Source organism: Lactiplantibacillus xiangfangensis (assembly GCF_001438845.1).
GTDB lineage: Bacteria > Bacillota > Bacilli > Lactobacillales > Lactobacillaceae > Lactiplantibacillus > Lactiplantibacillus xiangfangensis.
Genome location: NZ_JQCL01000080.1, coordinates 34,339 through 49,037, shown reverse-complemented (window position 1 = coordinate 49,037; position 14,699 = coordinate 34,339). Strand labels below are relative to the sequence as shown.

At 45.0% G+C, this 14,699-nt stretch carries 13 protein-coding genes; 5 read left to right on the top strand and 8 right to left on the bottom strand.

Features of this window, described 5'->3' with window-relative positions; genetic code table 11:
* Nucleotides 1-4: 4 nt before the first annotated feature.
* From IV64_RS09445 to IV64_RS09420, 6 genes are all read right to left on the bottom strand, one after another.
* Nucleotides 5-955: a hypothetical protein gene (locus IV64_RS09445; protein ID WP_057706996.1), complete on the bottom strand. Its 951-nt coding sequence runs from the start codon at nucleotides 953-955 to the stop codon at nucleotides 5-7.
* On the bottom strand, nucleotides 945-1,832 hold the full coding sequence (locus IV64_RS09440) for a hypothetical protein (protein WP_057706995.1): 888 nt from the start codon (nucleotides 1,830-1,832) through the stop codon (nucleotides 945-947). The genes IV64_RS09445 and IV64_RS09440 overlap by 11 nt, the downstream gene beginning before the upstream one ends.
* Nucleotides 1,833-2,018: 186 nt before the next feature.
* Entirely contained in the window at nucleotides 2,019-3,365 is a 1,347-nt protein-coding gene (gene glnA / locus IV64_RS09435; protein WP_057706994.1) for a type I glutamate--ammonia ligase, read from the bottom strand.
* Between the two features lie 43 nt (nucleotides 3,366-3,408).
* The gene (locus tag IV64_RS09430; protein WP_057706993.1) at nucleotides 3,409-3,789 is read right to left on the bottom strand and encodes a MerR family transcriptional regulator; all 381 of its coding nucleotides are present in this window, start codon (nucleotides 3,787-3,789) and stop codon (nucleotides 3,409-3,411) included.
* 111 nt (nucleotides 3,790-3,900) lie between these two features.
* The gene (gene miaA, locus IV64_RS09425) at nucleotides 3,901-4,827 is read right to left on the bottom strand and encodes a tRNA (adenosine(37)-N6)-dimethylallyltransferase MiaA (RefSeq protein WP_057706992.1); all 927 of its coding nucleotides are present in this window, start codon (nucleotides 4,825-4,827) and stop codon (nucleotides 3,901-3,903) included.
* Between the two features lie 3 nt (nucleotides 4,828-4,830).
* Nucleotides 4,831-5,565: a glycerophosphodiester phosphodiesterase gene (locus IV64_RS09420; RefSeq protein WP_057706991.1), complete on the bottom strand. Its 735-nt coding sequence runs from the start codon at nucleotides 5,563-5,565 to the stop codon at nucleotides 4,831-4,833.
* Between the two features lie 97 nt (nucleotides 5,566-5,662).
* Here IV64_RS09420 and IV64_RS14165 point away from each other — a divergent pair, with 97 nt between their 5' ends.
* Nucleotides 5,663-5,839, top strand: coding sequence for a DUF3042 family protein (locus IV64_RS14165; RefSeq protein WP_083491631.1), 177 nt, complete (start codon nucleotides 5,663-5,665; stop codon nucleotides 5,837-5,839).
* A 55-nt stretch (nucleotides 5,840-5,894) separates the two neighbouring features.
* On the opposite strand, the gene IV64_RS09415 is transcribed toward IV64_RS14165, so the two are convergent.
* Nucleotides 5,895-6,308 (bottom strand): rhodanese-like domain-containing protein, encoded by a 414-nt coding sequence (locus IV64_RS09415; RefSeq protein WP_057706990.1) that lies wholly within the window; start codon nucleotides 6,306-6,308, stop codon nucleotides 5,895-5,897.
* Nucleotides 6,309-6,741: 433 nt separating this feature from the next.
* On the opposite strand from IV64_RS09415, the gene IV64_RS09410 reads away from it, so the two are divergent.
* The 4 genes from IV64_RS09410 to IV64_RS09395 are packed head-to-tail and all read left to right on the top strand — an operon-like array spanning nucleotide 6,742 to nucleotide 13,534.
* Entirely contained in the window at nucleotides 6,742-7,824 is a 1,083-nt protein-coding gene (locus IV64_RS09410; RefSeq protein ID WP_057706989.1) for a bifunctional glycosyltransferase family 2/GtrA family protein, read from the top strand.
* A complete protein-coding gene (locus IV64_RS09405; protein WP_057706988.1) occupies nucleotides 7,817-9,802 on the top strand; it encodes a glycosyltransferase family 2 protein in 1,986 nt (661 codons plus the stop codon). The genes IV64_RS09410 and IV64_RS09405 overlap by 8 nt, the downstream gene beginning before the upstream one ends.
* 17 nt (nucleotides 9,803-9,819) lie before the next feature.
* Nucleotides 9,820-11,661, top strand: coding sequence for an ABC transporter permease (locus tag IV64_RS09400; RefSeq protein ID WP_057706987.1), 1,842 nt, complete (start codon nucleotides 9,820-9,822; stop codon nucleotides 11,659-11,661).
* A 22-nt stretch (nucleotides 11,662-11,683) separates the two neighbouring features.
* A complete protein-coding gene (locus tag IV64_RS09395; protein ID WP_157061119.1) occupies nucleotides 11,684-13,534 on the top strand; it encodes an ABC transporter permease in 1,851 nt (616 codons plus the stop codon).
* Nucleotides 13,535-13,715: 181 nt separating this feature from the next.
* Here the strand turns inward: IV64_RS09395 and IV64_RS09390 are convergent, their stop codons facing one another.
* A complete protein-coding gene (locus IV64_RS09390; RefSeq protein WP_057706986.1) occupies nucleotides 13,716-14,627 on the bottom strand; it encodes a LysR family transcriptional regulator in 912 nt (303 codons plus the stop codon).
* Between the last annotated feature and the right edge of the window lie 72 nt (nucleotides 14,628-14,699).

Here is a 14,699-nt window from a genome sequence, read left to right as displayed (position 1 = left end):
GTCGTTAAGCAAATACTAATGGATCCGCTTTTATTTCCAGGGATTCGATATTGTCCAAATACCAGTCACGCATAAAGTCAAAGTGTAATAAGACATCGAACCAGGAAACTGCTTGTTTCGGATCGTGGACCGTCAAGACCCACTTAGGGCTCCCATCGGACGCGCTGTTGAAAATATCGACGAGTAGGCCAGCTCGCAGTTCAATTTGCGCCCCGTGACCGTGCTTGGAATTACGTAACATGTAGTCGTGTTGCGCCGACGAAACAAACAGTTTATCCACGATTGCAGCATCGAGGTTACCCGCGCGCAATTCGTACTTAGCCGCATTATCGACGTCTAAGATGTTGAAGTCCACGTTAAACCCAAAGTCGTCGCGCAGACAGTGACCAAACTTAATCAAAGTTGCAAGCACCGCGTTGATCTGGTCAACACCGGTTCCCTTCAGCAACAATTTATTAATAAACAAATTGGTAAAGGCCTCACTGTTAAAGCGCAAGAGCCGTCGTTCAAGATGAATGTAAAATAAATTCTCACCCGTCGTCTGTTCACGGTAATAAGCACCACCGTTAGCGTTGTTAACAACTTGATACAGGAACGTGTAATCGTCAGTCAAGTCTTCATAGACGTGATATAACGATTCACTTTGACGTTGTGAATTTAAGATTGGCTTTTCATCGTGGTGCATCCCCAGCAACCGACTCATAAAGATCAAGTAGTAGTCCGCATTCTGGTACTGATGCGGGAAAGTAACGTAGGCCGAATCCAGCTTAAAGTCAGCCAGTTTCTGAGCGGCCGTTAGTAAAACTTCGCCGTCCGTAGTCTCAATTAACTGATCCATCAACGCCGTGAACTTTTCCCCGTTAGCTAGGCCACTCTTTAGCCCTTCGTTAAACATAGTCAGTTTGCCATGGGTACTTAGCGTTGCGGAGTCAACGTGCTTTTCGTTATTCGCCATCCTCTGCTACCTGCGCCTTCCCAATCAGCGTAGTCAAGTAGTCAACGTATAGGCTACGGTTACGCTCATTAAAATTCTCGAAGCTCTTAAAGGCGTTTTCAATGGCTTGTTTTTCGTAAGCCAAGATCGTATCTTCCTTGGACAACGTCAAAATCTTTGCTTCGTTATCCTTCATCGTGGCGTGGGCGTTGTTCGCTTGTTCGTCCTCGTCAGCGAGTTTGGTCAACTGGTCAATGATCTTTTGACGTTCTTCTTTGATTCGGCCAGAATCGAACAACGAGTTTCGTTGCCCGTTTTCTTTCAACTGCTTACGCAACGTCTCTTTTTGTTCGTCACGGTCAGTTTGGGCATCAATCAATTTTTGTAACTGGTCGCTTCCAGCTGAGATTTTTTGAATTTGGTCGGTATTGAAACGCTTATGCGCACTCGCCAACTCAAATGTTTTTTGTAGTTTATTATATTCTTCGCTACTGAATTCAAATGCCACGTTCAAAACGTTTAATTTGCCAAACCGGCGACGGTCCCACCAGTTCCCAAAGTAAATTTGAAATTCACCTAATTGGGTCTCTTCATAGTAAAAGAACGGATATTCATGAGCCAAATAATCAATCAATTTGGTACTCAAATAATGACTGATTGCCGGATGGACGTCCGTAATTAAATCCACTTGGGTGTTACGGGTTGGATCCGGTTCCTCATTTAACAAGGCTTGGTGATAGTGGTCACCATCGATCAATTCGTAGATCAACCGGTCGTCACCAGCCGTAATTGCTTGGCGCAACGCAGTCACGTAATCCAACTTTTGTTGAAGGCGATTCGTTAGCGCACGCGTTGGTTGATCTTGTTTTTCAAGATCAGGCTGATTTTGTTTTTCCATAATAATCTCCTTGCAATCAATTTCAATCTTTGCTTATTGCTGAATTGCACTGCTGATACTAATGTTACCGAAAATCCTAGTAATAATAAAGGTTAACGCCGTCGATTTTCCAAAATTATAACAAAAAACCGGTTAGGAAGCCCAAATAGGCGTCCTAACCGTCATTTCTTCTATCGTTTTAGGTGATTAGTACAATTCCATGTACTGATCGCGTTCCCATTCGCTAACTTGTTGACGGTACGAAGCCCATTCAAGTCGTTTAGCTTCCAAGAAACTTTGGTAAATATGTGGTCCCAAGGCCTTCTTCATAATTGGGTCGGTCTGGAATTCCTTCAACGCGTTGTGCAACGTTGATGGTAAGTCCGCGATCCCCGCCTTATGACGCTCGTCTTCATCCATCACGTAGATGTTACGGTCCACGCTCTTTGGTGGTTCGATGCCGTTCTTAATCCCATCAAGACCAGCTTCCAGAACGGTAGCAAAGGCCAAGTATGGGTTCGTTGAAGCATCCACACTCCGCAATTCCAAACGAGTGGATAAGCCACGGGCACTTGGAATCCGGATCATTGGTGACCGGTTAGATGCGGACCATGCCACGTAAACGGGTGCTTCGTAACCTGGAACTAACCGCTTGTACGAGTTAACCGTTGGGTTGGTAACGGCGGTGTAACTGCGTGCATGTTTCATCAAGCCGCCTAAGAAGTGATAAGCATCTGATGATAATTGTAATTCATCTTTTTCTTCAGGATCGTAGAACGCGTTCCCCTTGTCATGGAACAAGGACATGTTAACGTGCATCCCAGAACCGTTGACACCGTTTAAAGGCTTTGGCATGAAGGTTGCCCATAAGTTATACTTACGCGCAATCGTCTTCACAACCAGTTTAAAGGTTTGAATGTGGTCAGCAGCGGATAAGGCGTCCGCATACTTGAAGTCGATTTCATGTTGACCAGGCGCAACTTCATGGTGACTGGCTTCAACGTTAAAGCCTAAGCGTTCAAGTTCAAGCGCAATATCACGTCGGCAGTTTTCACCTAAGTCCATTGGTGACAAGTCGAAGTAACTCCCCTTGTCGTTTAACTCAGTGGTTGGTTCGCCCTTGTCATTCATCTTAAAGAGGAAAAATTCTGGTTCAGTTCCGACGTTAAAGGCCGTGTAACCAGCATCGCGCATGTCGTTTAAGACCCGGATCAAGTTGTTCCGTGGGTCCCCGGCGAATGGCTTCTTGTCAGTCGTGTAGACTTCACAAATCAACCGCGCAATTTTACCATGTTCCGTGTTCCAAGGCATGATCAACCAAGTTGATAAGTCTGGGTACAAGTACATGTCACTTTCTTCGATTCGAACAAAGCCATCGATGGAAGAACCATCAAACATCAACTTGTTGTCGAGTAATTTATCCAGTTGTGAAACTGGCACTTCTACGTTTTTGATGGTCCCAAATAAGTCGGTGAACATTAAGCGCAAAAAGTTAACGTTTTCTTCCTTGACGATGCGACGAATGTCATCCTTGGTGTACTGCTGTTTTGCCATGAAAATCGCTCCTTAAATTGATTGACTAATGGATACAGACGCATTAATGCGTGGGGTAGTTGGGACCCTGCTTGGATTCCAATCCCCCCAGATTCAGGAACTCGTCATGCAAGATTCGGCGTACATCATTGTCCGTTAACGGTCGAGTCAAATCAGCTTCTTTTTGCTTGGCCCGCTGGCGTTGCATCTCGTAGATTTCCTTGATACCAGCCATGTTGATCCCATCCGCCAAGTAATCCTTGATTTCTAATAACCGGTCCACATCATTTAACGAGAACATTCGGCGATTACCCGCATTCCGATCAGGAACGATGAGCCCCTGTTCTTCATAATAGCGAATTTGACGCGCTGATAAATCAGTCAGCTTCATAACTGTACCAATTGGCAAGACTGCCAATGAACGACGTAATTCCTTTTCCTTCATAACGACCCTCCTCTTTAATACAGACTTAATATTAGCAATCTAATAACTGATTGTCAATAAATCATGTAAGAAAATATCACATCGCTAAAATTAGGTAGACCAATTTATATTTTAGCTTAACCAACTAGCGATTCGCTGGTCAATTTCAGCCCGCTGATCGGGGTGTTCCAATAAGTTGACCCAGTCAACTGTCATCTTATTACGGAACCATGTTAGTTGCCGCTTGGCGTAACGCCGTGAATCTTGCTTGATTGATGCCGTGGCGTCGGCGAGTGTTCTTTGACCATCGAAATATGGGAACAACTCGTGGTAACCAATCCCTTTCCCTGCAGGTAGGTCGGCACCACCCTGTTCATATAACCACCGAGCTTCGTCAACCAGCCCCGCCGTCATCATCAGGTCAACGCGTTGGTTGATCCGGTCATACAGGCGTTGGCGTTCTGTCGTCAAGCACAGCGTGTACGCGTCTAACTGGTTCGTGGCGTGATCCGCCTGTGCCGAAAAGCGTTCGCCACTCGTATGCTGGTACTCCAATGCCCGGACAACGCGAATCACGTTAGTGGGAGCAATTTGTGCTGCCGCTGCGGGGTCCTGCTGCTGAAGGGCGTCCCAAACAACTTGGTTGCCTTGTTCCGCAGCTAAGTCCAACCATTTCTGGCGGTAAGCGAGGTCGGGATCCGCATCCGTTGGACCAAATTGGAATCCGGCCAGTAACGACTGCAAATAAAAACCAGTCCCACCAACAATAATAGGAAGTTTTCCGCGTGACGTCATCTCGTTAATTAAGACCGTTGCCCGGGTCACAAATTCCGCGACCGTAAAACGTTGTTGGACATCTTTAATATCAATTAAATAATGGGAAATTCCGGCTCGTTCAGCGGGCATGATCTTGGCGGTTCCAATATCTAAATGCCGATAAACTTGCATCGAGTCACCAGAAATAATTTCACCATTAAGTTGTTTAGCCAACGCGAGTGACAGGGCCGTCTTACCAACCGCCGTCGGGCCCGCAATTAATAGTACCTTTTTGGCTTTCAAAGTTTACCCTCCCTGTACCTTGACCCGAATGCGGTGCGCCAACCCAGGATAATCCGTAATGACGCCGGCAAATCGGTGCCGGTAACAAAATCGCATGTCGCGTTCCTTATTCACCGTCCACGGCCGCAATTGCACTTTCGGCAAGAGTAGCCAGTGCAACCGGACCCAGCGGATATCAGGATGATACCCTAAGACGACGTGTTCGGCATGTAGCCGCTTAGCCGTCTGTTGTTTAGCCTGAAATAAACTGTCAAACTCAACGTCTGGCTGCAAGGCGTGCAGTCGTTCAATCGATTTGCCGTAAAAACTGGAATAAACGAGTTTAAACGGCACCTCGTGGTGGTTAAAATAGTCAGCGACTAGCGCTTCAATGCCATCGTAATGAATCCGATTAGTTTTTAGTTCCAAATTAAAAATTCCCGTAAAGTTTTGCTGAATCAATAGTTGAACCACTTCGTCTAACGTGGGCACGCTTGCCCCCGCATACAAGGGGTCAAATGATTGCCCCGCATCTAGCCGTTTTAATTCAGCTAACGTGAGGTCCATAATGCGCCCCGTCCCGTTCGTCGTCCGATCGACCGTTTCATCGTGCATGATGATCAAGTGACCATCCTTTGACAAATGAACGTCGGTTTCAATACCATCGGCGCCGTCATCTAATGCGGCCTGAAAGGCCAACAAAGTATTTTCGGGGCGCGTTCCCTTACTGCCCCGGTGAGCGATAATTTGCGTTAACATTTTCCCACCCCACTTTTCGAAATTTAGGCTTTAAATCATTGATATCTCAAGCAAAAACAAGCATAATGATACTAATAACAGCTAGGAGGTTCAGACTATGAAATCATTTACACGTGGCTTCTTATTCGGGGTCGTTGCAACGGCGGGTGCCGTGATTGGTTCCGTTTTATCTTTTAAGAAACAAGTTGTCGATCCAATTGAAGACCAAGAAAACAAGTTTGAAGAAAGCCGTAAAAAGGCAATGCGTAAGAGTCGTTCAGCACATAACGGCTAATCAAATAAAAAATGGTGGCACGAACAAAAACTAATTTTGTTCCGGCCGCCATTTTTTAATACTTCGCTTTTTTAGTCTTACCTTCCCAACGCGCATAGCCAGGTTTTAAAATGTATAATTCTTTAAACCCATTTTTATGCAAGGTCACTACGGCCCGCGTGCTCAACGTGTGAGTTTGATCATAAACGTAGACTGGCATGTCCGTACGAAGCTCATTCATCCGTACTTTTAACGTATTGAAAGGAATATTCCGTGCCCCTAAAATATGGCCCGCATCAAATTCCTTCTTTTCACGTAAATCAACCACTTGCGCTTTCCGCATTCCTGCCTGAAAATCTTCCTCTTCCAGCATCGTGGAAACTTGTCGCCGCCGAATGTAACTGTACAGCTCATAAATAAAATAAGCCGCGATTATAATAATCAACACAATGTTGATGTAATTCCAACCGCTCATCGCACCTAAAACCACGTTATCCCTCCTAATTTCTACCTACCTATTTTACACAAAACCGCTTACTTTGACTAGGGGCAAGCGTGAAAAGACCCCTAAATAAATACACTTACTTTCAATCCGCACCGATTTAAAACATTTATCCCGCAATTCTAATTTTTCATCCCCCTTCGAGATAATCATTATCCATCACCACAGTCATTAATTTAGTTATGAAACGACTTAAGTAAAATGACCCGTATCCGTCCTAATAAAAGACCATAACAGCTCTATTAACACTGCCATCTCAGTCTTTATGTCAATTTATTTAAACTATTTCCCCAACTAGTTACCACAGGTCTTAATTAATAGTTAATATAATTCCTAGTGAACCTTTTCTTATAGTCTACGACACGAGAAATTATAGTAGATTATTTCTACTAATTATATAGAAAGAAACCGGGGAAACATTATGATAAGTATCGGCGTCATCATTCCAGCTCTTAACCCAGACAATAAGTTAATTGAGCTGATTAACAACATTACAACCACCACGACATTAAACAACATCATTAAAAAAATCATTATTGTGGATGATGGCAGTGATACCAAACACCAAGCCATTTTTCAAGAATTGATCCGCAATTATCCTGACCTGACCATTCGCCACCATCCTCAAAACCGCGGTAAGGGGGCGGCGCTCAAAACCGGCTTTGCCTACGTCCAGAAGCATTTTCCGGACATCGACGGCGTTGCCACCATGGACTCTGACGGCCAGCATACCGCTGACGCACTCCAGAGTTGCTTAACCAAGTTTGCGGACAATCCGCACCGGCTAGTCATCGGGGTCCGTCACTTTACCAACGACATCCCCTTCCGTAGTCAATTCGGCAATTTACTGACCAGAGCCTTGGTACGACTACTAACGCGACAAACTATTTCCGATACCCAGACGGGGTTACGGGTGATTCCAGTCACGTACATGGCAGAACTGATCAATTTTCCCGGTGACCGGTTTGAATTCGAATTTGATATGTTGCTCCAAGCCAAAAAGCACCAAGTTAAAATCGTCGAACAACCGATTCCCACGATTTACTTGGCCGGTAACGCTTCTTCACATTTTCGGGTTATTCGTGATTCCGTTGCCATCTATTCACGATTTTTAAAATTTGCTGCTAGCGGGCTAATCTCCTTCTTAATCGATATTAGCCTTTTTTACCTTGTCCTTTTTGTTCTCGGCAACCACGTTTTGAACAGTATTTTAATGGCCACCATCGTTTCACGCGTGGCCTCTTCGCTTGCAAACTATTCAATTAACCACCGCGTTGTTTTCAATCACGCCGGCAGCCAAACGTTAATTAAGTACGGGTGTTTATTTATCGTACAAATGTTAGCCTCAGGGTTCTTTACCGACTTACTCACCACGCTGCTACCAGCCACCAATGGCCAGTTGGTTCCAACCCTAGCTAAAATGATTGTCGACTTCATCCTCTTCATTATTAGCTACCAGATTCAACGTGACGTTATTTTTAAGGAAGGTCCTCAACATGTCTAACCGTCGCCGGGTCCTTTATTTTCTAGCGATTCTTTTATCAGTAATTTATTTGTTATGGCGGATCTTTTTCACGATTCCCTGGCACGCAAACATCTTTATTCTGATTTTTGCCTTGTTATTAGTCATCAGCGAAATTCTGTCGAATACCACCGGCTTTATTTTAATTTTCTTCCGGATGCTTTCAACTAAGCAAAAGTGGCGCTTAGAGATGCCAGACTACAGCACGACCCAACCACTGCCAGACGTCGACATTATCATCGTGACCCATAACGAAGAAGTCGACTTATTGCGCAAAACGGTAAACGCCGCGACCTACATCGACTACCCGGATAAGAGCAAGGTCCACGTGGTCATTGCCGACGACGGCAACCGGCCAGAAGTTCAGGCGTTAGCCAAACATTATCACGTCGGTTATTCCGGCATGGAAGGTAACAAACAGGCTAAGTCCGGGAACATCAATAACACCCTGGCTAAGTTGGATTCACCACTGTTTGTTATTTTCGATACCGATATGATTCCCTTTTCCGGTTTTCTTCGCAATACCGTACCGTTATTTACCCAAAACTTTCAACAATTGACCGATGATCCTGATCACACTGAACCACTGGGCTTTGTCCAAACGCCCCAAAGTTTTTACAACGCCGATATTTTCCAATTTAACCTCTTCTCAGAAAAGATCATCCCCAACGAACAGGACTTCTTTTCTCGGGATATTAACGTCTTAAACGGGGGAAATAAGCGGGCGCTCTTTACCGGGTCGAACGCCGTCTTCTTACGTAAAGCAGTGGACGAAGTCGGTGGTTTCCCGACCGACACGATCACCGAAGACTTTGAACTGGGTACCATGTTAAATATGGCCGGCTATATTAGCTTGGCCACCAAAGTGCCCCAATCAAGCGGGATAACCCCGATTGATATGAAGGGGGTCATCAAGCAACGGACGCGTTGGGCCCGCGGTGTCATGCAGAGTTGTCGCAACCTGCACATTTTCACTAATCCCAAACTCTCAATGATGAACCGAATTATCTTAATTAATACCTACTTTTATTGGTGGGCCTTTTTCCGACGCATGATTTACATGATTGCACCCATTCTTTACGCCCTCTTTAAGATTCAAGTCGTTAATGCGAACTTCTGGATCCTAATGGTCGTGTGGGCGCCCGGGTATTTCCTCCTGCACTACGTCATGGGAGATACTTCCGGAATGGGCGACACGGCCAAGATTCGTAATGAACGTTGGGGCGAAGTGCAAGAAACCTTCTTTGCCCCCTACCTCTTCATTCCGGTCATTCTAGAGACGTTAGGGATTAAGGCTAAGAAGTTCAAGGTGACCTCTAAAAACGTCACTTACTCGATCAAAGATAAATTGTATATCTTGCCCTACTTAATTTTATGGACGATTACCGTGGTTGCGATTATTAAGTTTAACTATGGCAAATACGGTTCCGAAATTCTGGTCGGAAGTGTCATTACTTTCTGGCTACTCATGCACTTTATTAATTTGAGTATGTGCCTATTTATCTCCATGGGACGTCCCGTTTATCGTAAAAACGAACGGTTTATTCGGCAAGTGCCAGGCAAGGTTCAAGATGACGCCGGTAAATGGCACAAAATGGTCACCGAAGATGTTTCCGAAGGTGGGATAGCTTTCACCACCACCGATGGCCCCGTCGACAAGATCAAGACGGGCGATACGATTAAACTCACAGTTGCGCACGGCAAGTTCGACGTGCAGTTATCCGGTAAAGTTGCCCGCATTAGTCAACGCGGTAACAACACCATCTACAGTGTACAAGTGCAGGTCCCACCTGACGAAAACCGGGACCACTACTTGCAACTCATTTACGACGGCGCAAACAAGACGTTGCCCCGTGTCCAAGACACGTGGGTTACCCCATTTGATGAATTGTATATGAACTTGATCGTCCGGGCCCGTACTTACGAACGGAACTGGAGTCGGCGCTTTAATCGGTTTTAAAAGGAGTCACTACTTTGATGAACGCTTGGATTGGATTTTTTATTTACTTCTTAGGATTACTAGGCTACAACGGGACCCTGCGTCGATTGGGAATTAGTCCCTACTTAGCTTGGATTACCGCGATGCTCGTTCAAATTTTAATGCTGTACGTTTTTGCGATGCTCGGCATGTTGAACTTAGGGATTCAAATCACCACCTATTTAGGGATCGCCTTAGTCGTATTTTGGTTTATTTTAGGATTTTGGCACAAAGGCCGACTGAAATTCGAAGGGATTCACCTTTTTGATTTCTGGATGATTGGCTTAGGAATTGCCATGGGCCAAACGTTGCTGAAAAGTCCCCTGGTCCACTACGACAACTTTTCGCACTGGGCCGTCATGGTCAAATTCATGACGTTTACGGGCCGACTTCCCGGAGCAACGGATCACCTGATTTCATTTACGTCGTACCCGCCCGCAACTGCACTTTTTATTACCCAATTTGTGCACTGGACGGGCTTTAGCGATGGTACGGCCCTGGTCGCCCAATTTATATTAATCTGGGCATCCGGATACGCCATCTTCGCCGGTCTCCGGGACCGTTCCCGCGCACTGACAAGCTTTGCGCTCTGCTTCACGTTGGCCATCTCATTTGTTTTTAACGTCGCTATCCGTCTTAATAACTTGTTAGTTGATTACGTGCTGCCAATCATTGCGGTCGCAGCCTTACTTGGGATCTTTGCCTACAAGAAAAAGCCAGCGTTACTATGCGCGCACACCGCCATCTTTATCGGCGCGTTAATGTTGGTCAAAAACTCCGCGACGTTCTTTGTCGTGATGATTGGGTGCTACTTCCTGTATACCCTGATTGCAAACGGGCGTGGTCACTGGTACCGGCGGCTTATCGCCGTACCGCTACAATTTGTCAGCACCATTGGCATCGGGCTCTTACCGTTCCTATGGTGGAACTGGCACGTTAAACACACGTTTACGGTTTCAAAACACCAAATTAGTGCGCAAGCGTACTCCAAGCAACTGGGTGGTGAAAGTCACCAACAATTACTAAAAATTGCTCATAAATTTATTGAACAGATTCTAAGTCTTAATTCGCTTTCGACCAAGGGAATCCTACTGATTAACGTGGTCTTAATCGGAACGTGGCTTTACACCCGTTTGCGGATGCACCGCCGTAATGATCTGTTCGGCATGGCCGTCCTATTAGATATCGTCTTTATTGCCTATTACGGCAGCCTATTTGGTATGTACATCCTTTCAATGCCCTACGCAGAAGCCATCATCTTAGACGGTTTTGAACGCTACATGGGTAGTATTGTAATCATCAACTTGTTTATTGGCGCCGTGGCACTCGTTCGGGTCCTAGATAACTTGCAATTTGAGCAAAACTTTCAAAAGCGGGATACCCAGTCCTTTAAAAACGCGGCCACTAAAAATATCTATCAAGTCTCCACGTTAGTCGTGGGCTTCTTTGCCATTACAATGATGTACTCTGAAATTACCGGGACAAACTTTACTAACAAAATGAACCACAACACGCTACCGCTACAAATGAAGCGAATTGCGAAACCGTGGACTCATTTAAATCACGCCAAGGTCCTCATCGTTGATCCCGAGGAAGTCGACGTCAACGACTACTATGCCGGTTACGTAGGACGCTATTACTTCTTTACTGACAAAGCCATTGGCCAGGAAAACTTTATGATGACCCCTAAGGCTTTCAAGGCGACCGTACAAAAATTTGATTACGTCGCCATCCCTGAAACCCACCGTACGTTTACGGTGCTTACTCATAAGGCTTATCACCAGCACGTCATTACTGGATTCTTTAAAGTAACACCGCACGGTTTAAAACGCATTCACTAATTCATTAATCGGAGGGATTCTCGTGGCATTCATTGGTCTCATTTTCTTTGCACTCGCGTTGATTGGCTACAGCAGCACGATGCGTTGGCTCAGAATTAACCCGTATTTAACTTGGATTACCGGCATTCTAGTCCAAATCATGTTACTGTACGTTTTTGCAATGCTCGGCTGGCTACGAATCGGTATGTGGGTCGTCACCAGCTTGGGTGTCGTTTTACTGATTGCCCGGTTAGTCCTAGGTCACTTTGGAAAAGTTGCCTTTCATTATGAAGGCCTTCACCTCTTTGATGCCTGGATGATTTTTCTAGGCTTCATCATGGCGCTGGTGCTTTTCCGGAGTCCACTTATCCACTACGATAATTTTTCTCACTGGGCCACCATCGTTAAATTTTTGACTTACACGGGGCACCTACCCGGTCCGAGTGATACGATTATTTCCTTTACGTCGTATCCACCGGCTACCGCGTTATTTATCACCCAATTTGTCACCTTCACGGGCTTTAGTTCCGGCACGATGCTCGTCGCCCAATTCATCCTAATTTGGGCAGCGAGTTACGCCATCTTTGCCACGTTACGTGACCGAACCCGGGGACTTAACTCGATGCTGTTATGCCTGACGATTGCGATTTCGTACGTCTTTAATATCAACATTCGCTTGAATAATTTACTGGTTGATTACGTCTTAGCCATTCTCACCATGGCCGCCCTAGGCGGCATCTTCGTTTACCAGCGTCAGCCCCGCATCCAAATGGCCCACGTGGCTTTATTTAGCGGGTCGCTCTTGCTAGTCAAAAACTCCGCGGCCTTTTTTGTCGCCATTATTGCGGTTTACTATTTATATTCATTGATTAAGCAACCCTCAGCTAGCCATTGGTTCAAAAAAGCACTGCGCGTTGTCGTCACCTGGATTGGTACCCTCTTGGTAGGTGCCTTACCGTTTATTTGGTGGGAAATCCACGTCAAATTGACGTTCACGACTTCCAAGCACGAAATTAGTGCTCAAGCCTATTCCCACCAACTGTCCCACGATGGCCTCCATGGTTTCATCAGCATCGGCCAACAGTTTCTCAAACAGATCTTTAGCCTGGGATCGTTATCTACGCAGGGCTTTTTGGCACTCAACCTGCTCCTAATCGGGGGCTGGGCAATTATTAAGTACGCGTGCCACCATCCAAACGGCCTACTTAAAGTGTTGGGCTGGTTAGACCTCGTCTCGTTACTTTACTATTTCAGTCTGCTAGGGATGTACGTCTTGTCGATGCCCTATGACGAAGCCATCACCCTTGATGGGTTTGAACGCTACATGTCCACAACGGTCGTGTTGAACCTGTTCATCGGGGCCATCGTTTTGGTCCGCGTCATTGATGAAACCTTTTATGAGCAAAACCTCGCTGAACGGAGTCCCCGCAATTTTCGTTCCATTTGGACAAAGAACGGGTATCAACTGGCGTCATTTCTCATCATGTTCTTCGCTGTTATCATGATGTACTCTGAAATCAACGGGACAAACTTTACTAATAACTATAACCGACGTACCCTTCCCGTGATGATCACCACTATCGCCAAACCTTGGACGAAGTTAAACGATACCAAGATTCTGATCATCGATCCGCATAAGGTTGAAGTTAACACTTACTACGCTGGTTACTTAGCGAACTACTACTTCTTTACGAACAACGCGACGGGTCAAGCCACCTTTAGCAAGCAAAAAACGGCCTTTCGCAAGAACTTACAGCAATACGAGTACGTTGCCGTTCCCGAAGCTGACAAGTCCTTTACAAAGGGAATGCGCAAGTTTTACCATCAACGTATTCATCCGGGATTCTATCGCGTCCAACGTGGTCACCTGACCTTAGTCTCACAGTCGCGTTAAAACTAAATTTCTCGCTTGTCGGCAAAACCAGTGTGCTAAAGATTTACTTTTGAACAACAAATATAGGCTCGCTGTTTGAGTCCTCTTCGTAAGGAGGATTCAAACAGCGAGCCTTTTTTGATTTTACTTAATTAGCAATTTTAAATTCATCAGCTTAAAAATCATTCAACTTTTTTCCAAATCAAAAATTGACTTTAGCCACGTTTACCGCCCGTGCAACCAACTTATTGACCTCTGAAATAAGCTCTGGTCGTTCACTATCCTGCGCATAGACAATGCCGTACGACAAGACTTGTTTGGCATCTAATGGAATGTACCTCAAATCCGTATCATCCTTGTTATAAAGAACACTTGGAACAATCCCAATACCCATACCCGCACGAATATACGCAATGATGGTCGAAGTATCGTCTGCTTCGCTAAAACTAATACTAGGTGCATGGGTATTCAAGCTATACTTTAAACTTTCAATTGCTGGGAAATCATCATTACCATTCCACAAATAAATATTATGCCCAATTAAATCATCAAAAGTAATCTGCTGTTTTAAGAATAGCGGGTCATTTTCATAAGCGATGATGGAAAATACCTTTTTAAACAATTCAAAATACTTAGTCCCGTCCGCTTTCTTCATGATATCCCGTTGAATAAGCATTAAATCAACGGTCCCATTCGTGATCAATTGCGTAATCCGGTGCTCACGCCCTGGATTCACAAAGTACGGCACTAAGTCGATGTGTGTCTGGGCATTCGTCAGCTTTAACGCAATCGGGAGCCACTTTTTTTCAAATGGTAAGTCCGTGTAGCCCATTTTAATCTTTGGTCGATCAATTACCTGGCCTTGTTGCAAGTTAGCCACCGTACTATCAATCTCCGCAGCAATTAGTGACATACGGTTATAGAAAATCTTTCCCTTTTCAGTCAAATAAACGTGGTGATAATTTCGATTAACTAATTTGACTTGAATTTCTTTTTCAAGGTTTTTAATATTTTTTGACACCGTTGACTGTGATAAATACAGTTCTTCGGCCGATTTAGTAAAGTTAAGCGTTTTAGCTACAGACAAAAAACATTTCACTTGCGTCGTATTCATGACTACCATTCCATTCTGTCATCGCACTATTCATTATCGAGTTAATGATACCGCTATCAATGGCGTATTATC